Annotated in this window: 32 protein-coding genes; 1 reads left to right on the top strand and 31 read right to left on the bottom strand. The window is 65.4% G+C overall.

All coding sequences use genetic code 11. From position 1 onward, the window contains the following. Positions 1-21 precede the first annotated feature (21 nt). The 3 genes from rpsM to infA form a co-directional block, all read right to left on the bottom strand. Positions 22-399 carry a 30S ribosomal protein S13 gene (gene rpsM, locus FHR84_RS09135; RefSeq protein ID WP_142078189.1) on the bottom strand — a complete coding sequence of 126 codons (378 nt, stop codon included), beginning with the start codon at positions 397-399 and terminating at the stop codon, positions 22-24. 222 nt (positions 400-621) lie between these two features. After that, a complete protein-coding gene (gene rpmJ / locus FHR84_RS09140; protein WP_026152744.1) occupies positions 622-735 on the bottom strand; it encodes a 50S ribosomal protein L36 in 114 nt (37 codons plus the stop codon). 53 nt (positions 736-788) lie between these two features. Continuing rightward, a complete protein-coding gene (gene infA, locus FHR84_RS09145) occupies positions 789-1,010 on the bottom strand; it encodes a translation initiation factor IF-1 (protein WP_017976785.1) in 222 nt (73 codons plus the stop codon). Positions 1,011-1,472: 462 nt separating this feature from the next. Here infA and FHR84_RS09150 point away from each other — a divergent pair, with 462 nt between their 5' ends. Further along, positions 1,473-2,129: a class I SAM-dependent methyltransferase gene (locus FHR84_RS09150; RefSeq protein WP_343075210.1), complete on the top strand. Its 657-nt coding sequence runs from the start codon at positions 1,473-1,475 to the stop codon at positions 2,127-2,129. 165 nt (positions 2,130-2,294) lie between these two features. Here FHR84_RS09150 and map read toward each other — a convergent pair whose 3' ends face one another. From map to rpsL, 28 genes are all read right to left on the bottom strand, one after another. After that, complete coding sequence (map, locus tag FHR84_RS09155) at positions 2,295-3,083, bottom strand: type I methionyl aminopeptidase (RefSeq protein ID WP_179535061.1); 789 nt, start codon at positions 3,081-3,083, stop codon at positions 2,295-2,297. A 217-nt stretch (positions 3,084-3,300) separates the two neighbouring features. Continuing rightward, positions 3,301-3,855 (bottom strand): adenylate kinase, encoded by a 555-nt coding sequence (locus tag FHR84_RS09160; protein WP_179535062.1) that lies wholly within the window; start codon positions 3,853-3,855, stop codon positions 3,301-3,303. A gap of 282 nt (positions 3,856-4,137) precedes the next feature. Continuing rightward, positions 4,138-5,448 (bottom strand): preprotein translocase subunit SecY, encoded by a 1,311-nt coding sequence (secY, locus tag FHR84_RS09165; RefSeq protein WP_179535063.1) that lies wholly within the window; start codon positions 5,446-5,448, stop codon positions 4,138-4,140. 406 nt (positions 5,449-5,854) lie between these two features. Continuing rightward, the gene (gene rplO, locus FHR84_RS09170; RefSeq protein WP_179535064.1) at positions 5,855-6,304 is read right to left on the bottom strand and encodes a 50S ribosomal protein L15; all 450 of its coding nucleotides are present in this window, start codon (positions 6,302-6,304) and stop codon (positions 5,855-5,857) included. Then, positions 6,304-6,486, bottom strand: coding sequence for a 50S ribosomal protein L30 (gene rpmD / locus FHR84_RS09175; RefSeq protein WP_179535065.1), 183 nt, complete (start codon positions 6,484-6,486; stop codon positions 6,304-6,306). Before rpmD ends, rplO begins: the two co-directional genes overlap by 1 nt. Positions 6,487-6,490: 4 nt before the next feature. Continuing rightward, a complete protein-coding gene (gene rpsE / locus FHR84_RS09180) occupies positions 6,491-7,102 on the bottom strand; it encodes a 30S ribosomal protein S5 (protein WP_179535066.1) in 612 nt (203 codons plus the stop codon). A gap of 65 nt (positions 7,103-7,167) precedes the next feature. Next, positions 7,168-7,575, bottom strand: coding sequence for a 50S ribosomal protein L18 (rplR, locus tag FHR84_RS09185; RefSeq protein WP_218862604.1), 408 nt, complete (start codon positions 7,573-7,575; stop codon positions 7,168-7,170). A gap of 2 nt (positions 7,576-7,577) precedes the next feature. Next, complete coding sequence (gene rplF / locus FHR84_RS09190; protein WP_179535067.1) at positions 7,578-8,117, bottom strand: 50S ribosomal protein L6; 540 nt, start codon at positions 8,115-8,117, stop codon at positions 7,578-7,580. A 16-nt stretch (positions 8,118-8,133) separates the two neighbouring features. After that, positions 8,134-8,532: a 30S ribosomal protein S8 gene (rpsH, locus tag FHR84_RS09195; protein WP_179535068.1), complete on the bottom strand. Its 399-nt coding sequence runs from the start codon at positions 8,530-8,532 to the stop codon at positions 8,134-8,136. Between the two features lie 258 nt (positions 8,533-8,790). Then, positions 8,791-8,976, bottom strand: a complete 186-nt coding sequence (locus FHR84_RS09200; RefSeq protein ID WP_092525981.1) for a type Z 30S ribosomal protein S14 — start codon at positions 8,974-8,976, stop codon at positions 8,791-8,793. 43 nt (positions 8,977-9,019) lie between these two features. Next, positions 9,020-9,595, bottom strand: a complete 576-nt coding sequence (gene rplE, locus FHR84_RS09205) for a 50S ribosomal protein L5 (RefSeq protein WP_017976796.1) — start codon at positions 9,593-9,595, stop codon at positions 9,020-9,022. A gap of 3 nt (positions 9,596-9,598) precedes the next feature. Next, positions 9,599-9,913, bottom strand: a complete 315-nt coding sequence (gene rplX, locus FHR84_RS09210; RefSeq protein ID WP_179535069.1) for a 50S ribosomal protein L24 — start codon at positions 9,911-9,913, stop codon at positions 9,599-9,601. Further along, on the bottom strand, positions 9,913-10,281 hold the full coding sequence (rplN, locus tag FHR84_RS09215) for a 50S ribosomal protein L14 (protein WP_017976798.1): 369 nt from the start codon (positions 10,279-10,281) through the stop codon (positions 9,913-9,915). Before rplN ends, rplX begins: the two co-directional genes overlap by 1 nt. A 127-nt stretch (positions 10,282-10,408) precedes the next feature. Next, a complete protein-coding gene (gene rpsQ / locus FHR84_RS09220) occupies positions 10,409-10,693 on the bottom strand; it encodes a 30S ribosomal protein S17 (protein WP_179535070.1) in 285 nt (94 codons plus the stop codon). Further along, positions 10,690-10,932, bottom strand: a complete 243-nt coding sequence (gene rpmC / locus FHR84_RS09225) for a 50S ribosomal protein L29 (protein ID WP_017976800.1) — start codon at positions 10,930-10,932, stop codon at positions 10,690-10,692. The genes rpsQ and rpmC overlap by 4 nt, the downstream gene beginning before the upstream one ends. After that, positions 10,932-11,351, bottom strand: coding sequence for a 50S ribosomal protein L16 (gene rplP, locus FHR84_RS09230; protein ID WP_017976801.1), 420 nt, complete (start codon positions 11,349-11,351; stop codon positions 10,932-10,934). Before rplP ends, rpmC begins: the two co-directional genes overlap by 1 nt. Before the next feature lie 3 nt (positions 11,352-11,354). Next, positions 11,355-12,269, bottom strand: coding sequence for a 30S ribosomal protein S3 (rpsC, locus tag FHR84_RS09235; protein WP_092525977.1), 915 nt, complete (start codon positions 12,267-12,269; stop codon positions 11,355-11,357). Further along, positions 12,269-12,691: a 50S ribosomal protein L22 gene (gene rplV / locus FHR84_RS09240; RefSeq protein WP_017976803.1), complete on the bottom strand. Its 423-nt coding sequence runs from the start codon at positions 12,689-12,691 to the stop codon at positions 12,269-12,271. The genes rpsC and rplV overlap by 1 nt, the downstream gene beginning before the upstream one ends. Positions 12,692-12,760: 69 nt before the next feature. Further along, the gene (rpsS, locus tag FHR84_RS09245) at positions 12,761-13,042 is read right to left on the bottom strand and encodes a 30S ribosomal protein S19 (RefSeq protein WP_017976804.1); all 282 of its coding nucleotides are present in this window, start codon (positions 13,040-13,042) and stop codon (positions 12,761-12,763) included. An 18-nt stretch (positions 13,043-13,060) separates the two neighbouring features. After that, entirely contained in the window at positions 13,061-13,900 is an 840-nt protein-coding gene (rplB, locus tag FHR84_RS09250) for a 50S ribosomal protein L2 (protein WP_179535071.1), read from the bottom strand. A 48-nt stretch (positions 13,901-13,948) separates the two neighbouring features. Continuing rightward, positions 13,949-14,248, bottom strand: coding sequence for a 50S ribosomal protein L23 (gene rplW, locus FHR84_RS09255; RefSeq protein ID WP_017976806.1), 300 nt, complete (start codon positions 14,246-14,248; stop codon positions 13,949-13,951). Next, positions 14,245-14,943 carry a 50S ribosomal protein L4 gene (rplD, locus tag FHR84_RS09260; protein WP_179535072.1) on the bottom strand — a complete coding sequence of 233 codons (699 nt, stop codon included), beginning with the start codon at positions 14,941-14,943 and terminating at the stop codon, positions 14,245-14,247. Before rplD ends, rplW begins: the two co-directional genes overlap by 4 nt. After that, the gene (gene rplC, locus FHR84_RS09265; RefSeq protein WP_142078199.1) at positions 14,943-15,593 is read right to left on the bottom strand and encodes a 50S ribosomal protein L3; all 651 of its coding nucleotides are present in this window, start codon (positions 15,591-15,593) and stop codon (positions 14,943-14,945) included. Before rplC ends, rplD begins: the two co-directional genes overlap by 1 nt. A 51-nt stretch (positions 15,594-15,644) precedes the next feature. Beyond that, the gene (rpsJ, locus tag FHR84_RS09270; protein WP_017976809.1) at positions 15,645-15,950 is read right to left on the bottom strand and encodes a 30S ribosomal protein S10; all 306 of its coding nucleotides are present in this window, start codon (positions 15,948-15,950) and stop codon (positions 15,645-15,647) included. A gap of 524 nt (positions 15,951-16,474) precedes the next feature. After that, positions 16,475-17,668, bottom strand: coding sequence for an elongation factor Tu (gene tuf, locus FHR84_RS09275; RefSeq protein ID WP_179535073.1), 1,194 nt, complete (start codon positions 17,666-17,668; stop codon positions 16,475-16,477). Between the two features lie 160 nt (positions 17,669-17,828). Then, positions 17,829-19,931, bottom strand: a complete 2,103-nt coding sequence (gene fusA / locus FHR84_RS09280; RefSeq protein ID WP_179535074.1) for an elongation factor G — start codon at positions 19,929-19,931, stop codon at positions 17,829-17,831. 78 nt (positions 19,932-20,009) lie between these two features. After that, the gene (gene rpsG, locus FHR84_RS09285; protein ID WP_017976812.1) at positions 20,010-20,480 is read right to left on the bottom strand and encodes a 30S ribosomal protein S7; all 471 of its coding nucleotides are present in this window, start codon (positions 20,478-20,480) and stop codon (positions 20,010-20,012) included. Beyond that, positions 20,480-20,854: a 30S ribosomal protein S12 gene (gene rpsL / locus FHR84_RS09290; protein WP_017976813.1), complete on the bottom strand. Its 375-nt coding sequence runs from the start codon at positions 20,852-20,854 to the stop codon at positions 20,480-20,482. The genes rpsG and rpsL overlap by 1 nt, the downstream gene beginning before the upstream one ends. Between the last annotated feature and the right edge of the window lie 448 nt (positions 20,855-21,302).

The raw sequence follows: 21,302 nt of genomic DNA on the forward strand, positions 1-21,302 counted from the left end.
CTGTTCAACTCCTCGCGAGGCTTACTTCCTGGCCTTCTTCTTGCCTGCGACCGTCTTCTTCGGTCCCTTTCGGGTACGGGCGTTGGTCTTGGTCTGCTGCCCGTTCAGCGGCAGGTGACGACGGTGCCGCATTCCGGCGTAGGAACCGATCTCGATCTTCCGGCGAATATCGGCCTGGACCTCGCGGCGAAGGTCACCTTCGACCCGGTAGTTGTTCTCGACTTGCTCGCGCAACGCCGAGAGCTGGTCGTCGTCGAGGTTCTTCGCACGGGTGTCGAAGGGGATACCCGTCGTCTGCAGAATCGTCTTCGACCTGCTGCGGCCGATGCCGTAGATGTAGGTCAGCGCGACCTCGACGCGCTTGTCGCGCGGGAGGTCGACGCCAGCGAGCCTTGCCATTTGGCAGGTACTCCTCACTCGTCGTTCCAGGTCTGCTCCCCGACCGTCCTCGTGTGCCCGGTTCCCGTCGAACGTCCGCGCCGGGAACGCCCGTCGGGACCACGCCTTACACGAAGCCCCGGCCTGGTTCCGGAGGTGAACCGACCCAACTCCCGGGCCGGCAGGTTACGGGGAGGTCCCTTGTCGGTCTGTGGTTTTGTCCGCGACCGCGTTACTGCCCGGTCAGCCCTGGCGCTGCTTGTGCCGCCCGTTGCTGCAGATCACGAGGACCCGTCCGTGACGACGAATCACCTGGCAGTTGTCGCAGATCTTCTTCACACTCGGTTTGACCTTCACGGCCGTGCTCTCCTGATCGCGAAGCGTGTCCGTAAACCCGGACACCGTGGAGGTCACTTGTAGCGGTAGACAATGCGCCCACGGGAGAGGTCGTAGGGAGACAGCTCCACGACGACCTTGTCCTCGGGCAGGATGCGGATGTAGTGCTGGCGCATCTTGCCACTGATGTGCGCGAGGACCTTGTGGCCGTTCTCCAACTCGACACGGAAGGTCGCGTTGGGGAGCGGCTCGATCACCCGACCCTCGACCTCAATGGCCCCGTCCTTTTTGCCCATGTCCTCCGCGTTTCGTGACGGTGACAGTTCATCTTCTCGGTAGCGTGTACCGCTTCATTACCGCTGGACGCCGGAGCCGGCACCTAGGGCAGACCCACTCCGCGCGCGGTCCGCAGGCCCTGCCGCCACCGACGCGTTAGCCTCGACGACATACCGCAGGAACCACGGCCGTTCCGTAGCGAAAACCGTGCCCTGACCCGCCCAGCGGACCATGGCCGCTCCTGCGAGCAGAACGGCATGACGAACCGACGCCACGTGTGCGCCGGTACTCCACTGTACGCGCACGCGCGAATGCCACCCAAATCGGGGCTGGACATCGCCGCACAGCGCACCCGGAGTCGCCCTACGAACACAAAGAGTATCAGCCGAAAGGCCACTACAACATTTCTCACCACGGCACGGCCTGTCGGTATGATCGAGGTTCGGCCGGCACCGCGCCGGGTACGCGTATCGAGGAGAACAGTGACCGCCCAGCACCACGGCCGACACTCGCCGACACACCGCACGCCCGGCAGAACCACCCTGGCCGAGTACCGACGGTTCCTCCGCACCGCGCTGCGCAGCCCCGCCACCGTAGGAGCAGCCACCCCCACCTCGCAGGCCGTGAGCAGGACCGTGGCTCAAGTCGTCCCCCGCACGGGCTCTCCCGTGGTGGTCGAGCTGGGCCCGGGGACGGGGTCGCTCAGCGGTGCGATTCACCACCGTCTCCCGGAGTCGGGCCGACACGTCGGAATCGAGCTCGACGAAGGGCTCGTACGGCACCTGCGCGCCAATTACCCCCGGATGGAAACCATCCACGCCGACGCGCGCGACCTGCGCGGGGTGCTGGACAGGCTCGGAGTCGGAGCGGTCGACGTGATCGTCACCAGCATCCCCTGGGCGCTGCTGCCGGAAGACGCTCAGGAGGACATCCTGCGGCAGTGTCACGAGGCCCTGACCCCCGCAGGCGTCTTCACGGCCCTCACCTACCTGCCGATGCAGCACACCCCGACGGGACGTCGATTCGGCACCCGGCTGCACTCCGGATTCGACGAGGTGCTCATCCACGCCACCTGGCGCAACCTGCCCCCGATCCTGCACTACACCTGCAGACGCCCGCTGCAGGCGACCGAGCAGTAACCGGAACTCTTCTCCGGTTCCGCCCGCACCGCCGCGGGCTCTCCCGCGCCGCTCTCGCGAGCACGGCCCCGACGTCGTGCAGAACCGCTGCCCGAGGTCGGGGCGCCCGCGCACGAGCCCGCGAGAAGTTCCGCTCGGCAACCGCCCACGACGGGGCGGAAAACATCAGTCAGCGGCGGTGAGCACCCAGGGACCGTCCTCCGTGATCGCCACCGTGTGCTCCCAGTGCGCGGCACGCGAACCGTCCACCGTCACCACGGTCCACTCGTCGTCCATCTCCTCCGTGTCGGGCGGGCCGAGCGTGAGCATGGGCTCGACGGCCAACGCCATGCCCGCCCGGAGCTTCGGCCCCTTCCCCGGCTTGCCCAGGTTCGGCAGGAAGGGCTCCATGTGCATCCGGGTACCGATCCCGTGGCCGCCGTACTCGGCGATGATCCCGTAGTCGATCCCGTCCGAGGAAGCGGCTGCCCGCGCCGCCGACTCCACCGCGTGCGAGATGTCGGTCAACCGGTTGCCCTCGGCCACCTTGTTTATGCCCGCCCACATGGCACGCTCGGTTGCCGCGGACAGCGCCCGGTCGCGTTCACCGACCGAACCGACCATGATCGTCACGGCCGAGTCGCCGTGCCAACCGTCCAGGATCGCCCCGCAGTCCACCGAGATCAGGTCGCCGTCCGCCAGCACCTCCTTCTCGGAGGGGATGCCGTGCACGATCTTCTCGTTGATCGAGGCGCAGATCGAGCCGGGGAAACCGTGGTAGCCCTTGAAGGAGGGGATCGCACCCGCGTCGCGGATCACGCTCTCGGCGACGGAATCGAGTTCGGCGGTGCTGACACCGGGCTTGGCCCGCTCCGTCACAGCCGAGAGGGCCCGCGCGACGAGGAGCCCCGAGGCGCGCATCGCCTCGATCTCACCGCTGCTCTTGAGTTCGATTCCCTTACCTCGACGCAACATCGCGCCCCCTCCCGTCAAGTCGACGGCTTCTCACGAACATTTTTCTGCTCAGGTGCGCGTCGTCCCGGAGCCCGCAGGCGCGGACTCGGACGAACCGAGTGGCCGGATCCGTTCCGCGCCACGCGGACATCCGCTCGCGCGAAGGCCCGGAGCCCGGTTCACCCGCGCCACCCGGTCATCCGCACCGAAGACGATCCGGCCCCGGAGCAATCGGTCGTCAGCTACGGGCGCGCAGGGATTCCAGCGCCCGCGACGTGACCTCCTCCACCGGGCCGAACGCGTCGATCGTGATCAACTTGTCCTGGTAGTAGTCCAGCAACGGGGCCGTCTCCGAGTCGTACACGTCCAGCCTGCGCCGGATGAGCTCCTCGGTGTCGTCGGACCGCCCGCGCTCCAGCAGTCGACGAACGAGCTCTTCACGCGGGACCTCGAACTGCACGACAGCCGTCAGCTGCATGCCGTTCTCGGCGAGGATGCCTCCGAGGACATCGGCCTGCGGAGTGGTGCGCGGAAATCCGTCGAGCAGGAAGCCCTCGGCCGCGTCGGCCGCGGTGAGCCGCTGACGCACCATCTCGTTGGTGACCTCGTCCGGCACCAGTTCACCGGCGTCGAGGTAGCTCTTGGCCTCCTTGCCCAGCGGCGTGGCGTTGTCGATGTTCTCCCTGAACAGGTCGCCACTGGAAATGTGGGGGACCGCGAGATGTTCACTCAGCACGGCCGCTTGGGTGCCTTTGCCCGCACCGGGCGGGCCGACCAGAACCAATCGCACCAAGGGTCTGCCTCCGAATCCGTGATGATGGCTTGCGCCACCGTTTGGCGGGCGCTTACGTCCCGTCTGTCATCGCACGTCCGCATCTCCGATGTCGCGGGATGGGCTCCGCGGCAGTAACCGGTTGTGCGGACACCGAGCGATCGACACCGTAACCGAACCTGCCGATTCCGCCATGGGCGCCGCTCGAAGTGTGGGAAACCACTCCCGTGGTCGCCCGCACTCGCGGGACGAACGGCAGGCCCGGAGAACGGAGGGGAAGCCACCCGCACGGACCTCCCGATCCTACCGGAGGAAACCCTCGTAGCTGCGCTGCGTGAGCTGGCTCTCCACCTGTTTGACCGTGTCCAGCCCCACGTTGACCATGATCAGCACCGCGGTGCCGCCGAACGGGAAGTTCTGCGCACCACCCTGTCCGCCGGTGACTCCGAGGAAGAAGTTCGGCAGGACCGCGATGATGCCCAGGTACAGCGCTCCGGGAAGCGTGATCCGGGACAGCACGAAGCTGAGGTACTCCGCGGTCGGACGTCCCGGCCGGATGCCGGGGATGAAGCCCCCGAACTTCTTCATCTCGTCGGCGCGTTCCTCTGGATTGAACGTGATCGAGACGTAGAAGTAGGCGAAGAAGATGATCATCGCCATGTACAGCAGGATGTGCACCCAGCTGGACGGATCGACGATGTAGGTCTGGATGAACCGCGACCACCACGTGTTCTGGTTGCCGGCGAGCTGACCGAGCAGCTGCGGCAGGTAGAGCAGGGAGGAACCGAAGATGACCGGGATGACACCGGCCTGGTTCACCTTCAGCGGCAGGTAGGTGGAAGTGCCGCCGTACATCCTGCGCCCGATCATGCGCTTGGCGTACTGCACCGGTATGCGCCGCTGCGCCTGCTCGACGAACACGACGCTGGCGATGATGACCAGTCCGAAGGCGCAGATGACGGCGAAGACGAAACCGCCGCTGTTGTTCAGGATCTTGCCGCCCTCGGAGGGGATGCGGGCCGCGATCGAGGTGAAGATCAGCAGGGACATCCCGTTGCCGACACCGCGTTCGGTGATCAGCTCGCCCATCCACATCAGCAGTACCGCGCCCGCGGTCATCGTGACGACGATGACCACCATGTTCAGCACGGAATTGTCCGGAATGACCTGTTCCTGGCAACCGGGGAAGAGCTGCCCGCGTACGGCCAGCGCGACGATGCCCGTCGCCTGCAGCACGGCCAACGCCACGGTGAGGTAGCGGGTGTACTGCGTCAGCTTCGCCTGACCGGACTGACCTTCCTTCTTCAGCTGCTCGAACCTTGGAATCACCACCTGCAGCAACTGCACGATGATGCTGGCGGTGATGTAGGGCATGATCCCGAGGGACAGCACCGACAGCTGAAGTAGTGCTCCGCCGCTGAAGAGGTTCAGCAGCGAGTAAACGCTCTGGTTCTCGCCTTCCAGAGCCTGCACACACTGCTGGATGTTCGGGTAGGAAACCCCGGGGGAAGGAATCGTGGCACCGAGCCGGTACAGCACGACGATCCCCAGTGTGAACAGGATCTTCCGGCGCAGATCCGGCGTTGTCAGAGCCGAGCGGAATGCGCCGAGCACGCAGACCTCCTGTGCGCGAGCCGGTAGTCACCGGCCGGTGTCGGTGGCCGACTCACGAGTCGCCCACGGCTGGATTCCGTCAGCAGTGCCGTCTAACACGGAACTGCCGAACGGACTCTAACAGCATTCGCCCGATCTTTCGTAGCCACCTACACACAGCGGCGACAAACCGACAACCGTCCGATACCGACAGTGTTCACCGAGTCCGCGACCGACGAGCCCGCCGGAGCGGCACGAGCGGAGGCGGGAGCGTTCCTCTCCCCTCCCCGCACCGGCCGCGGGAATTCGACCGTGTGAACACGAAAACGGGGCCGGCCGCCCATGGGTCGACCGGCCCCGTCCGAGACCGACGATCACGCGCCGTCGAGTCGGGTGGGCTCACCCCCCGAACGAAGGTCGCGGATCTTCAGCGCTCCTGCTTGGTGGCACTGCCACCCGCTGAGGTGATCTTCTCCCTGGCGCTGCCCGTGAACGCGTGCGCGGTCACGTCCAGCTTCACACCATCGAGATCACCATCACCGAGGATCTTGACGCGCTCGCCCTTCTTCAGCAGACCGACACCGATCAGCTCGTCGATGCCGACCGTGCCGCCCTGCGGGAAAGCCTGGGCCAGCTTGCCCACGTTGATCCCCTGGTACTCGACCCGGCTGGGGTTCTTGAAGCCACGCAGCTTCGGCAGCCGCATCTGCAGCGGCATCTGGCCACCCTCGAAGCCGGGGGCCACTGTCTTACGTGCCTTCGTGCCCTTCGTACCGCGGCCCGCGGTCTTGCCCTTGGAAGCCTCACCGCGGCCGACACGAATCTTGCCGCGTTTGGCCCCGGGGGCAGGCCGCAGATCATGAATCTTGATGACCATTACTCGACCTCCTCGACCGAAACAAGATGGCCAACCGTGTCGACCTGGCCGCGAACCGTGGAAGTGTTCGGACGGGTGACGGTCTGGCCGATCCTGCGCAACCCGAGAGTACGCATGGTCTCCCGCTGGTTGGGCTTACGACCGGCCAGCCCGCGCAGCTGGGTGATCTTCAACTGGCTCATCGGTTCAGACCTCCTGACCCGCGCGCTGACGCAGCATCCGGGCCGGAGCGACGTCCTCCAGCGGCAGACCGCGCCGAGCGGCGACCTCCTCGGGGCGCTGCAGTTCCCTCAGCGCCGTGATGGTCGCCTGCACGATGTTGAGCGAGTTACCGCTGCCCAACGACTTGCTCAGCACGTCGTGCACGCCCGCGCACTCCAGCACCGCGCGGACGGGACCACCGGCGATGACACCGGTACCCGGACTGGCCGGGCGCAGCAGCACCTTGCCCGCGGCGTCCTCGCCCTGCACCGGGTGAGTGATCGTGCCGGCGACTCGCGGAACACGGAAGAAGTTCTTCTTGGCTTCCTCGACTCCCTTGGCGATGGCGGAAGGCACTTCCTTGGCCTTGCCGTAGCCGACGCCGACGAGGCCGTCACCGTCGCCACAGACGACCAGCGCGGTGAAGCTGAAACGCCTACCGCCCTTGACGACCTTCGCGACCCTGTTGATGGTCACGACACGCTCGAACTGCGGGGATTTTTCCTGGGCCGCCCCGCCACGGCCACCGTCGCGGCGGTCCTTGCGGTCTTTGCCGCCGGATTCCGAACCGCCTTCACGCCGAGTGCGTCCAGGCATCAGGCGTCCCTTCCGTTACGTGCTGTCATCCTTCGTACGACGACGATGTGGTTATTGCGCACTTCTCAGAACTCCAGACCGCCGCCGCGCGCAGCGTCCGCGAGGGCGGCTACGCGGCCGTGGTAGGCGTGGCCGCCACGGTCGAAAACCACCTTCTCGATCCCTGCTTGGCTCGCACGCTCGGCGACCAGCTCGCCGACCCGTGTGGCCTTGGCCTTCTTGTCGCCCTCGAACGTGCGCAAACCGGCCTCCAGCGTGGTGGCCGACGCCAGGGTGTGTCCGATCGTGTCGTCGATGACCTGCGCGACGATGTGCCGTGTCGAACGGCTGACGACCAGACGGGGGCGCTGAGGCGTGCCGCTGATCTTCTTGCGAATCCGGACGTGCCGCTGGGTGCGGGCACGGCGACGCACGGTCGCGATGCTCTTGCCCACCGGCTTGCGCTTCCTGGTGGCTGTGGTGCTCTCGCTCATGGTCACTTACCCGTCTTCCCGACCTTGCGGCGAATGGTCTCACCCGCGTAACGCACGCCCTTACCGTTGTAGGGCTCGGGCAGGCGCAGCTTGCGAATCCTGGCGGCTACCTCTCCGACGAGCTGCTTGTCGACGCCCTTGACCGACAGCTTCGCCGGACCGTCCGTGGCGAACTCGATTCCCTTCGGGGGCTCCATGACCACCGGATGGCTGTACCCCAGCGAGAACTCGAGACTCTCGCCCTTCTGGACCACGCGGTAACCCACGCCCTGGATCTCGAGGTCCTTCTGGAAGCCCTGGCTGACCCCGAGGACCATGTTGTTGATCAGGCTGCGCGAAAGGCCGTGCAGCGAGCGATTGGCCCGCTCGTTGTCCGGACGCTTGACCAGCAGCGAACCGTCGGAGTCCTTCTCGACCCAGATCGGCTCGGAAATACGCTGGTGCAGTTTTCCCTTGGGACCGTTCACCGTAACCGCCTGGCCGTCGATATCGACCTCGACGCCGGAGGGAACGGTGATCGGCAACTTACCGATGCGCGACATACCGTAGTCTCCTCCTTCACCAGACGTAGGCGAGGACTTCCCCGCCCACACCATTCCGCATCGCTTGCCGGTCCGTCTGCAGACCGCTCGACGTCGAGATGATGGCGATGCCGAGCCCCCCCAGAACCTTCGGCAGGTTCGTGGACTTGGCATACACCCGCAGCCCGGGCTTGGAAACCCGGCGCAGCCCGGTAATGGACTTCTCGCGGTTGGGCCCGTACTTGAGTTCCACGACCAGTTCCTTGGTCTTGGAACCGTCCTGCACGCGAGAGCCGGCCACGTAGCCCTCGCGTTGAAGAATGTCGGCGATATTCGACTTGATCTTGGAGTGCGGCATCACGATCTCGTCGTGGTAAGCGCGACTCCCGTTGCGCAGACGTGTCAACATGTCTGCGATCGGATCGGTCATCGTCATGGTGACCTTGTCAACCTTTCTCGTTCGGTTCCCCGGACCCGGATACCGCGTTTCCCGCACGATCCGATGAACGCGGTTCGGTGAACGCGGTCTGGATCCTGGCCTAAACGAAGTCGGGGATACTGGCTCCGCACGCTCGGAACCGCGTTCCGAGTACGAGCGGACCGTTGTCGTCGCGAGCCTGTTGCCGGGCTGCCGCCACTGGTTCGGAGGGCCCGACGAGACACCCTGCACAGGGGTCGTCCCGTCGTCACGACCTCACCAGGAAGACTTGCTGATCCCCGGCAGCTCGCCGCTGTGGGCCATCTCGCGGAAGCAGATCCGGCAAAGGCCGAATTTGCGAAGGACCGCGCGGGAACGCCCGCAACGCTGGCAACGAGTGTAGCCACGCACCCGGAATTTCGGCTTGCGTGCCGCCTTGTTTATCAGTGCTTTCTTGGCCATCGGCTCAGTTCTCCTAGTCTCGATCCGCAGCGACGGCCACGAGTCACTGTTCCCGGAACGGGAAGCCAAGCTGCCGCAGCAGCGACCTGCCTTCTTCGTCGGTGGTGGCCGTTGTCACTACCGTGATGTCCATACCACGCGCCCGGTCGATCGAGTCCTGATCGATCTCGTGGAACATCGACTGGTCGTTGAGACCAAACGTGTAGTTGCCGTTACCGTCGAACTGCTTCGGCGACAAGCCCCGGAAATCACGGATACGCGGCAGGGAAATCGAGATCAGGCGATCGATGAACTCCCACATCCGCGCACCGCGCAGAGTCGCCCGTGCGCCGATCGGCATGCCCTCGCGGACCTTGAACTGCGCGATGGACTTGCGCGCCTTGCGTACTTCCGCACGCTGACCGGTGATGATCGCGAGATCGCGGACGGCACCCTCGATCAGCTTGCTGTCCCGCGCGGCATCGCCCACACCCATGTTGACGACGACCTTGACCATACCCGGAACCAGCATCGGGTTGGAGTACCCGAATTCCTCGTTCAGGGCCGGGACGATCTCGTCGCGGTAGCGGGCCTTCAGCCGCGGGACATTCCTCTCGGTGTTCTTCTCCGTGGTGGTCACGAGTTAGATGTCCTTACCGTTGCGGCGAGAGATCCGAACCTTCTTGCCGTCCTCGCCGGTGCGATAACCAACGCGAGTGGGCTTGCCGTCCGAGTCCAGGACCATCACGTTGCTGACGTGGATCGGCGCTTCCTGCGTCACGATGCCGCCGGACTGCGCGCCCCGTTCGGTCCGGGAGACCCGAGTGTGCTTCTTGATCTGGTTCACACCCTCGACCAGCACACGCTCCCGGTTGGGGAAAGCCTGGATGACCTTGCCCCTGGCGCCCTTGTCCTTTCCGGCGGTAACGACGACCGTGTCGCCCTTCTTCACCTTCATCACAGCACCTCCGGCGCGAGCGAGATGATCTTCATGAACTTCTTGTCACGCAGCTCGCGCCCGACGGGTCCGAAGATACGGGTACCGCGCGGGTCGCCGCCCGGCCTGATCAGGACGGCGGCGTTCTCGTCGAAACGGATGTAGGAACCGTCCGGACGACGCTTTTCCTTCTTCTGGCGGACGATTACCGCCTTGACCACATCGCCACGCCGGACGCCGGCGGCCGGAATGGCCTCCTTGACCGTGGCCACCACCACGTCACCGATGCCCGCGTAGCGTCGACCCGACCCACCGAGGACCCGGATCGTGAGGATCTCCTTGGCCCCGGTGTTGTCGGCGACTCGCAGTCGCGACTCCTGCTGGATCACGTTTACTCCTGACCCTAAGTTTCCGCACCTCGTGCGCGGAGACACTCTGGCATGCCCGATTTCCGACCCGGCATGCGCGGTCACAACAACCTGCGGGGGGCTTCGTTGCCGCCCCCCGCAGGTGGCGTTACTTGGCCTTCTCCTGGATCTCGACCAGTCGCCAACGCTTCGTTGCCGACAGCGGACGAGTCTCCATCAACAACACCCGGTCGCCGACGCCCGCTTCGTTGTTCTCGTCGTGCGCCTTGACCTTGGTGGTCTTGCGCATGATCTTGCCGTAGAGCGGGTGCTTCTTACGGTCCTCGAGAGCCACCACGATCGTCTTGTCCATCTTGGACGAGACGACGTGGCCCTCGCGGGTCTTGCGCTGGTTGCGCTGTTGATTCTGCTCTTGGGTCACTGTTTCGCTCATGCCGCGCCCTCCTCGGCGCCCTCAGGAGACACCGACAGGCCCAGCTCACGTTCACGCATGATCGTGTAGATCCGAGCAATGTCCCTGCGAACGACGCGCAACCGTCGGTTGTTCTGCAACTGCCCAGTCGCCATCTGGAAACGAAGGTTGAACAGTTCTTCCTTCGACTCTCGCAACCGGGAAACGAGCTCCTCGTCGTTGAGTTCCCGGAGCTCCGTAGCGGTGACACCAGCCGCCATCAGAAGTCACCACCCTCGCGGGACACGATCTTGCACTTCATAGGAAGCTTGTGGACCGCGCGCCTCAGTGCCTCGTAAGCGATTTTCTCGTTCGGGTAGTTCAGCTCGAATACGATCCGACCCGGCTTGACGTTCGCGATCCAGTATTCCGGCGAACCCTTGCCCGAACCCATGCGGGTTTCGGCGGGCTTCTTCGTCAGCGGGCGGTCCGGGAAAATGTTGATCCAGACCTTGCCACCACGCTTGACGTGCCGGGTGATCGCGATACGTGCCGATTCGATCTGCCGGTTCGTCACGTAGGCTTGTTCCAGCGCTTGGATGCCGTACTCGCCGAAGTTGATCCGGGTGCCGCCCTTGGCGAAGCCCTTACGCTTCGGCGCGTGGCTCTTGCGCCACCTGACCTTGCGTGGGACGAGCACGTCTCAGTCCTCCGTCTTCTGTTCAGCGTGCGGCTCGCTGACAGCCGGAGCGTTCTCGACGGCGGCGTCCGTCGCCGTCTGCTCCTGCTGCGGGCTCTCCGAGGATCCTCCGGACTTCGAGCCGCCCTTCGCGGCACGGCCGCTCTCGGTACCCACGTTCGTCGTGCCGGAGGCACCCGAACGACGCCGGCCACCGCGCTCAGAGCGGCCACCACGGCCACCCTCGCGGCCGCCGCCGCCCTCACCGCGCGGCGGGCGCACCTCGGACTCCTGCTGCTTCTGCTTCAGGCCGCCGATGAGCTCGCCCTTGTAGATCCAGACCTTCACACCGATACGGCCGAAGGTCGTACGGGCCTCGAAGAACCCGTAGTCCATGTCCGCACGCAGCGTGTGCAGCGGCACCTGACCCTCACGGTAGAACTCCGAACGGGACATCTCGGCCCCGCCGAGCCTGCCGCTGCACTGCACCCTGATCCCCTTGACCTGGGACGAGCGCATGGCCGACTGGATGCCCTTGCGCATCGCCCTGCGGAAGGACACCCGGTTGGACAGCTGCTCGGCGATGCCCTGCGCGACCAGCTGGGCATCGGCCTCGGAGTTCTTGACCTCGAGGATGTTGAGCTGAACCTGCTTGCCGGTCAGCTTCTCCAACGAACCGCGAATCCGGTCCGCCTCGGCACCACGCCGGCCGATGACGATCCCCGGACGGGCGGTGTGAATGTCCACCCTCACCCGCTCACGGGTGCGCTCGATCTCGACCTTGGAGATCCCGGCGCGTTCCATCCCGCGGGAGAGATGACGGCGGATCTTGACGTCCTCCGCGACGTACTCCGCGTACTGCTTGTCGGCGTACCAGCGAGACTTCCAGTCCGTGGTGATGCCGAGCCGGAAGCCGTGCGGGTTGATCTTCTGACCCACTACCGGGCACTCCCCTTCTGGCTGCGCTTACGAGACTTGCCCTGCCCCTTCGGCTGGCGCGACTCGACCTCGACCGTGATGTGGCTGGTCCGCTTCCGGATACGGAAGGCGCGGCCCTGGGCGCGCGGACGGAACCGCTTCAGCGTCGGGCCCTCGTCCACATACGCGCGGTGCACCCACAGCGTGCTCGGATCGAGCGCGTTGTTGTTCTCCGCGTTGGCCATCGCACTGGCGAGCACCTTCGACACCTGACCGCTGGCGGTCTGCGGAGCGAATTTGAGCACGTCCAGGGCTTCACTGGCGCTACGGCCCCTGATGAGATCGACCACGCGGCGCGCCTTCATCGGCGCCACGCGGACGAAGCGGGCCCGCGCCACCGCACGCGGGTTTTCCGCGGCACTGTCGTCGGTACGGGCATTCATCCTGTTACCCCTTTGCCCCGGGTCGCCAGACTGGTTCGACGACCCGGCTCGTTCGTGTCACAAACCCGCTCAGCGGCGGCGAGACTTCCGGTCGTCCTTGACGTGACCCTTGAAAGTACGGGTCGGTGCGAACTCGCCGAGCTTGTGTCCAACCATGTTCTCGCTGATGAACACCGGCACGTGCTTGCGGCCGTCGTGGACGGCGATCGTGTGCCCCACCATGTCCGGAATGACCGTGGACCGGCGCGACCAGGTCTTGATCACCGTCTTCTTGTTGGACTCGTTCAGAGCGTCCACCTTTTTGAGCAGGTGGTCGTCCACGAACGGGCCCTTCTTCAGGCTACGTGGCATCGGTCGTTACCTCCCTGCTCAGCGCCGCTTCTTCTTGCCGGTGCGGCGGCGCCGAACGATGAGCTTGTCACTGGGCTTGCTTCGGCGACTGCGGCCCTCGGGCTTGCCCTTCGGGTTGACCGGGTGCCGGCCACCGGAGGTACGTCCCTCACCACCGCCGTGCGGGTGGTCGATCGGGTTCATGACGACACCGCGAACAGTGGGACGCCTGCCCTTCCAGCGGCTACGCCCCGCCTTACCCCAGTTGATGTTGGAGTGCTCGGAGTTGCCGACCTCGCCCACCGTGGCCCGGCAGCGCACGTCGACGTTGCGGATCTCGCCCGAGGGCATCCGCAGCTGGGCGTACGGACCTTCCTTGGCCACCAGCTGGACCCTGGTGCCCGCCGAACGCGCGATCTTCGCCCCGCCGCCCGGCCGCAGCTCGATCCCGTGAATCACGGTGCCGGTGGGGATGTTGCGCATCGGCAGGTTGTTGCCCGGCTTGATGTCGGCACGCGGACCGCTCTCCACCATGTCGCCCTGGCGGACCTTGTCCGGGGCGATGATGTAGCGCTTCTCGCCGTCCCTGTAGTGCAGCAGCGCGATACGCGCACTGCGGTTGGGGTCGTATTCGATGTGGGCGACCTTGGCCGGCACACCGTCCTTGTCGTTCCGACGGAAATCGATCACGCGGTACGCACGCTTGTGACCGCCACCCTGGTGACGAGTGGTGATCCTGCCGTGTCCGTTCCGGCCGCCCTTACCGTGCAGCGGACGGACCAGCGACTTCTCCGGATGAGATCGGGTGATCTCGGAGAAATCGGCCACGCTCGAACCGCGACGACCCGCGGTCGTCGGCTTGTACTTGCGAATGCCCATCTCTATCGCAGTCCTCAGTCTCCTTCGACGTGCCCTCTACCGCCCGGTTCAGGCGGTCTGGCCGCCGAAGATCTCGATCGGCTTGCTATCGGGGGACAGCGTCACGATCGCCCGCTTGGTGTCCTTGCGCTTGCCGAAGCCCGTGCGGGTGCGCTTGCGCTTGCCCTGTCGGTTGATCGTGTTGACACTCTTGACCTGCACGCCGAAGATCTTCTCGACCGCGATCTTGATCTCGGTCTTGTTCGAGCTCGGGCGGACCAGGAACGTGTACTGGTTCTCCGAAAGCAGTGCGTAGCTCTTCTCGGAGATCACCGGCGCGATCAGGATGTCTCGCGGATCGGGGATCACTGGTCTGCCTCCTCAGCCTGACTCGAAGTCGCGTCGGGGGTGACCGCGGTCTTGGCCGAGCGCTTCGGCGACCGCTCGGCGACGAAGCGCTCGAAGGCCCCCTTGCTGAACACGACGTCGTCGTTGACCAACACGTCGTAGGTGTTCAGCTGACCGGGGTCGAGGACATGCACGTGAGGCAGGTTCCGCAGGCTCAGCCATGCGGTCTCCTCGGTGCTGTTGAGCACCACCAGCACACGCCTGGCGTCGGTCACACCCCGCAGCGTCGCTTTGGCTTCCTTGGTGGACGGCTTCTCGCCGCCCGTCACCTCGGTGACGACGTGTACCTGGCCGGCGCGGGCACGGTCGGACAACGCACTGCGCAGCGCGGCCGCCTTCATCTTCTTGGGGGTGCGCTGCGAGTAGTCCCTCGGGGTGGGCCCGTGCACGGTGCCGCCACCGACGAACTGCGGGGCACGGATCGAGCCCTGCCGAGCGTTACCGGTGCCCTTCTGCCGGTAGGGCTTCTTGCTGCCGCCTGCGACCTCACCGCGGGTCTTGACGGAGTGCGTTCCCTGGCGGGCCGCGGCCAGCTGAGCCGTGACGACCTGGTGCATCAGCGGCACGTTCGCCTTCGCGTCGAACAGCTCCGCCGGCAGGTCGACCTGCCCGTCGGTGTTCCCGTCCGGTGTGCGGACGTCGAGCTTAGCGGCCATCACGCACCACCCTTCGTAGAGCTCTTGACCAGCACGAGGCCGCCGTTCGGCCCGGGGATCGCTCCCTTGATCAGCAGCAATCCGGACTCGTCGTCGACCCGGTGCACCTTGAGGTTCTGGGTGGTCACGCGCTTGCCGCCCATGCGACCCGGCATCTTCTTGCCCTTGAACACCCGTGCGGGGTAAGCGCAACCACCGATGGAGCCGGGCTTACGGTGCACGGCCTGCGTACCGTGGCTCTGCCCCTGACGGGCGAAGCCGTAGCGCTTGACCGTACCGGCGAAACCCTTGCCCTTGCTGGTACCGACCACGTCCACGTTCGCGCCGGACTCGAACACGTCAGCGGTCAGCTCCTGACCGAGTTCGTAGTCCTTGGCATCCGAGGTGCGCAGCTCGACCAGGTGACGCCGCGGCGTCACACCCGCCTTGGCGAACTGGCCGCTGCGCGGCTTGCTCACCTTGCGCGGATCGATGGCGCCGAACGCCAGCTGGACGGCCTGGTAACCGTCGTTCTCCTTGGTACGGACCTGGGTAATCAGGTTGGGCCCGGCCTGCACGACCGTCACCGGGACCACCCGGTTGGAGTCGTCGAAGACCTGGGTCATCCCGAGCTTGGTGCCCAGAATCCCCTTCATCTGCCTTTCAGACATGGCTCTCGTTCTCTCCGCCGCCTGTCACTGAACCGAATGCGCGTCGACCGCTCACTGGATATTCACATCGACACTGGCCGGAAGATCGATGCGCATGAGCGCATCCACCGTCTTCGGCGTCGGCTCGACGATGTCGATGAGCCGCTTGTGCGTGCGCATCTCGAAGTGCTCCCGCGAGTCCTTGTACTTGTGCGGGGAGCGGATAACGCAGTAGACGTTCTTCTCGGTGGGCAGCGGCACCGGCCCGACAACCGAAGCGCCGGTGCGCGTCACGGTCTCGACGATCTTACGCGCGGACGCGTCGATCGCCTCGTGGTCGTAGGCCTTGAGCCGGATGCGGATCTTTTGTCCCGCCATAGTGGCTTGCCGTTCCTCTAGTCTCGTGCCGCTAGTACCTAGCGCGGTGCGTAGACCCGACGTCGCTGCTTTTTCGCCCGCGAGCACGTGTGGAACACACGCGTCCGGCTATCTCACAGCGCGGCGCCACGGTCCGCAGCCCGCCCCTGTTCAGGTGTCTGGGTGCCCGGTACACGCGGTCGGGCGTGTCGCCCACGCGATGCAAACCGGTCCCATCGATCCACGCCGATGAGATGGATCCGCAGGGATCCGTACACCTCGGGTTGCCACCTATATCGGCCCCGGCCGGAACGTCTGTCCGGCGGCACCCGCGCAACCGGAACGCCGGTCCGCGAAGTGAATCACGGGCACGGCGTGCCCACATCAGGGCGGCCGGGCCGAATCACGATCCCGAGTTCACGGGTTCGTCGCCTCGGTCCAGCCGCCCTGAGAGGCAACCCATTCAGGGTGACACACCGGATGTGCCACCCCGAACCGGGGGTGGGGGTTCCGAACCGGTGCTCACCGGACGGAACCCCCGCCCGTCACTTGTTGACCTTGATGACGCGGCCCGCGCCGACCGTGCGGCCGCCCTCGCGGATCGCGAAACGCAGCCCTTCCTCCATCGCGATGGGCTGGATGAGCTGCACGGACATCTCCGTGTTGTCACCGGGCATGACCATCTCGGTGCCCTCGGGCAGGGTCACCACACCGGTCACGTCGGTGGTACGGAAGTAGAACTGCGGACGGTAGTTGTTGAAGAACGGCGTGTGCCTACCGCCCTCGTCCTTGGACAGGATGTAGACCTGTGCCTCGAACTCGGTGTGCGGGGTGGTCGTCCCCGGCTTGATGACGACCATACCGCGCTCGACGTCCTCGCGCTTGACACCGCGCAGCAGCAGACCGACGTTGTCGCCGGCCTGACCCTGGTCGAGCAGCTTGCGGAACATCTCGACACCGGTGACGGTGGTCTTGATCGGCTTGTCCTTGATGCCGACCATCTCGACCTCTTCGTTCACCTTGATGACACCGCGCTCGACACGGCCGGTGACCACGGTCCCGCGACCGGTGATGGAGAAGACGTCCTCCACCGGCATCAGGAACGACTGGTCGGTGGCCCGGGTCGGGTCCGGGACGCTGGCGTCCACCGCGTTGAGCAGCTCCATGATCTTCTGGCCCCACTCGGCGTCGCCCTCGAGCGCCTTGAGTGCGGAGACCCGGATGATCGGAACGTCGTCACCGGGGAAGTCCTGCTCGCTGAGCAGCTCGCGGACCTCCATCTCGACGAGGTCCATGATCTCCTCGTCGTCGACCATGTCGGCCTTGTTCAGGGCGACGAGGATGTACGGCACGCCGACCTGCTTGGCGAGCAGCACGTGCTCACGGGTCTGCGGCATCGGACCGTCGGTCGCAGCCACAACCAGGATCGCACCGTCCATCTGGGCGGCACCGGTGATCATGTTCTTCACGTAGTCCGCGTGGCCCGGAGCGTCCACGTGGGCGTAGTGCCGCGCCTCGGTCTGGTACTCGACGTGCGCGATCTGAATCGTGATCCCGCGGTCCTTCTCCTCCGGCGCCTTGTCGATGTCCTCGAAAGGCGTGTAGGGGTTCAGGTCCGGGTGGTTGTCGTGCAGGACCTTGGTGATAGCCGCGGTCAGGGTGGTTTTGCCGTGGTCAACGTGACCGATGGTCCCGATGTTGACGTGCGGCTTGTCCCTCTCGAACTTCGCCTTCGCCACTGGAATGTCCTCCTGGACTCGTCATCATTTCCGCCGTACGACGAGCTCCGACCGCGCGCCCTCCCGCGCGGGGACCACGTATCGGGCGGAGTCCTGTCGGGTTGTGACACCGGTCCACCCCTGGAGCTCGGACGTGGACCGATATCGGACTACGACGGAGTTACTCCCCCGTAGCCTTCGCGATGATCTCCTTGGCCACGTTCGCCGGAACCTCGCCGTAGGAGTCGAACACCATCGAGTAGTTCGCGCGGCCCTGCGTCTTGGAACGCAGATCGCCCACGTATCCGAACATCTCGGACAGCGGCACCAACGCCTTGACGACGCGGGAACCGCCACGCTCCTCCATGGCCTGAACGTGACCACGGCGGGAGTTGAGGTCGCCGATGACTTCACCCATGTATTCCTCGGGTGTCGTCGTCTCGACCGCCATCAACGGTTCGAGCAGCGCCGGGCTTGCCTTGGCGGCCGCCTCCTTCATCGCCATCGAACCGGCGACCTTGAACGCCATTTCCGAGGAGTCGACCTCGTGGTACTGGCCGTCCACCAAGGTCATCTTGACACCGACCATCGGGTAGCCCGCCAGCACACCGATCTGCATGGCGTCCTGGGCACCTTCGTCCACCGAAGGAATGTACTCGCGGGGGATGCGCCCACCGGTGATCTGGTTGTCGAACTCGTAGGTCGCGCTTTCCGCGGACTGCTCGATCGGCTCGAGGTTGATCACCACACGGGCGAACTGACCGGAACCACCGGTCTGCTTCTTGTGGGTGAACTCGTGCTTCTCGACGGTCTTGCGGATCGTCTCGCGATAGGCGACCTGCGGCTTGCCGATGTTGGCCTCGACCTTGAAATCGGTCTTCATCCGATTGACCAGGACCTCGAGGTGGAGCTCACCCATGCCCTTGACAATGGTCTGACCGTTTTCCTCGTCGTACTTGACCTGGAAGGTCGGGTCCTCTTCGGCGAGTTTCTGGATCGAGGTCGACAGCTTTTCCTGGTCGGCCTTGGTCTTGGGTTCGATCGCGACCTCGATGACCGGATCCGGGAAACTCATGGACTCCAGGATGACCTGGTTCTGCGGATCGCAGAGCGTGTCACCGGTGCTGGTGTCCTTCATCCCGACCACCGCGTAGATGTGCCCGGCCTGTCCCTCGTCGACCGGGTTCTCCTTGTTGGAATGCATCTGGAAGAGCTTTCCGATGCGCTCCTTGCGGTCCCTGATCGGGTTCATCACCTGAGCGCCCTGCGAGATCTTGCCGGAGTAGACCCGGACGTAGGTGAGCTTGCCGTAGAAGGGATGGACGGCGACCTTGAACACCAGCGCGGAGAACGGCTCCTCGGTGCTCGCCTCGCGGGAGGTCTCCGCACCGGAACCGGGCAGCGTGCCCTGCACGGCGGGGATGTCCAGCGGCGAAGGCAGGTACTCGACCACGGCGTCCAGCATCGGCTGCACGCCCTTGTTCTTGAACGCCGTCCCGCACATCACGGGGAACGCCTCTTGGTTCAGCGTGAGCGTGCGGACGCCCTGCTTGATCTGCTCGGCGGTGAGCTCCTCACCGCCGAAGTAGGCCTCCATCAGCTCCTCGCTGGACTCCGCGACGGACTCGAGCAGCTCGCTGCGGTACTCCTTGGCCGTCTCGACGAGGTCCGCGGGGATCTCCTCGATCTCGTACGTGGAGCCCTTGGCCACGTCACCGCGCCAGGTCAGCGCCTTCATGCTGACCAGGTCGACAACGCCCTCGAAGTCGGACTCGCTACCGATCGGCAGCTGCAGTACCAACGGCTTGGCGTCGAGCCGCTCCCGGATGGTGCCGAGCGTGAAGTAGAAGTCGGCGCCCATCTTGTCCATCTTGTTGACGAAGCAGATGCGCGGAACTCCGTACTTGTCCGCCTGGCGCCAAACCTGCTCGGACTGGGGCTCGACCCCCTCCTTGCCGTCGAACACCGCGACGGCACCGTCGAGCACGCGCAGCGAACGCTCCACCTCGGCCGTGAAGTCGACGTGCCCGGGGGTGTCGATGAGGTTGATCTGATGCTGTTGCCAGAACGTCGTGGTAGCAGCCGAGGTAATGGTGATACCCCGCTTCTGCTCCTCCGACATCCAGTCCATCGTCGCGGCGCCGTCGTGCACCTCACCGAGCTTGTAGTTGATCCCGGTGTAGTACAGCACCCGTTCGGTCGTGGTGGTCTTGCCCGCGTCGATGTGGGCCATGATGCCGATGTTGCGGACCTTGGTCAGGTCGGTCAGCACGTCGCGTGCCACGAGTTCGTCCCCGTTCCTACAGCAAGCCTGAAGCTGTCGAATCGGTGAGCCGAGGCGGGCAATATAGCCGACCCGGCGTCACCACCGATAATGAGCGAAAGCCTTGTTCGACTCCGCCATCTTGTGCGTGTCCTCGCGCTTCTTGACACTCGCACCGAGACCGTTGCTGGCGTCGAGCAGCTCGTTGGTAAGGCGCTCGATCATGGTCTTCTCACGGCGCTGGCGGGCGAAACGCACCACCCAGCGCAGAGCCAGCGTGGTCGAACGACCGGCGCGCACCTCGACCGGAACCTGATAGGTCGCGCCACCGACACGGCGGCTGCGCACCTCCAGCGAGGGCTTGACGTTGTCCAACGCGCGCTTGAGCGTCACGATCGGATCGGTGCCGGTCTTCTCACGGCAGCCTTCCAGCGCCGAGTACACGACACGCTCGGCCAGCGAACGCTTCCCGTCCACCAGGATCTTGTTCACCAGCTGGGTAACCAGAGGCGAACTGTAGACGGGATCGGAATCGACTGACCGCTTGGGGGCGGGACCCTTGCGGGACATCAGCTCTTCTCCTTCTTCGCTCCGTACCGGCTGCGAGCCTGCTTGCGGTTCTTCACACCCTGGGTGTCGAGCGAACCGCGAATGATCTTGTAGCGGACGCCGGGGAGGTCCTTCACACGGCCGCCACGGACGAGCACGATCGAGTGCTCCTGCAGGTTGTGCCCCTCACCGGGAATGTAGGCGGTGATCTCGACACCGCTGGTGAGCTTGACACGCGCAACCTTGCGCAGCGATGAGTTGGGCTTCTTCGGAGTAGTCGTGTACACGCGTGTGCACACTCCGCGGCGCTGCGGACTTCCCTTGAGCGCCGCTGTGGTGACCTTCGAGGCCTTGTCGTGGCGGCCCTTACGGACCAGCTGCTGGATGGTGGGCATGGACCGGCTTTCTTCTCGAGCGTTCGTGTCTTGGTGGTACTCGTTCACGGCAGCGCTCGTTCGAGCACCGTTCGCACCCCTGGCGCCGAGCACCGCTTACCCAGGTCTTTGTTGTACTTGGGTCTCCTCACGCCCCACATCCGCGACACGAGGTCGGGCGTGTCGCCCGTTCCTCGGCCGTTTGGCGGGGCGGCGTCCCAGCGGGTGCGCACCCCGGTGGGCCGTCAGGAGAGTTCCGCACCATCCACGGGCGCTCCCCCGCCGACCACGCGGGCGGTTCTCGCGCACGGACATGCGGAGTGACCCGAGGGGTTGCGGGTCCAAGTCACAAAGATACCTGCCCCGTTTGCAGGGGGTCAAAACGGGGGTGTCCACCTGCGCCACGAACGTCTCTCCCGCGACTCTACCCACCGGGGCAAGAGCCGACGGCTCGCCAGGTCACCACCGG

The sequence above is a fragment of the Actinopolyspora biskrensis genome, assembly GCF_013408175.1.
GTDB lineage: Bacteria > Actinomycetota > Actinomycetes > Mycobacteriales > Pseudonocardiaceae > Actinopolyspora > Actinopolyspora biskrensis.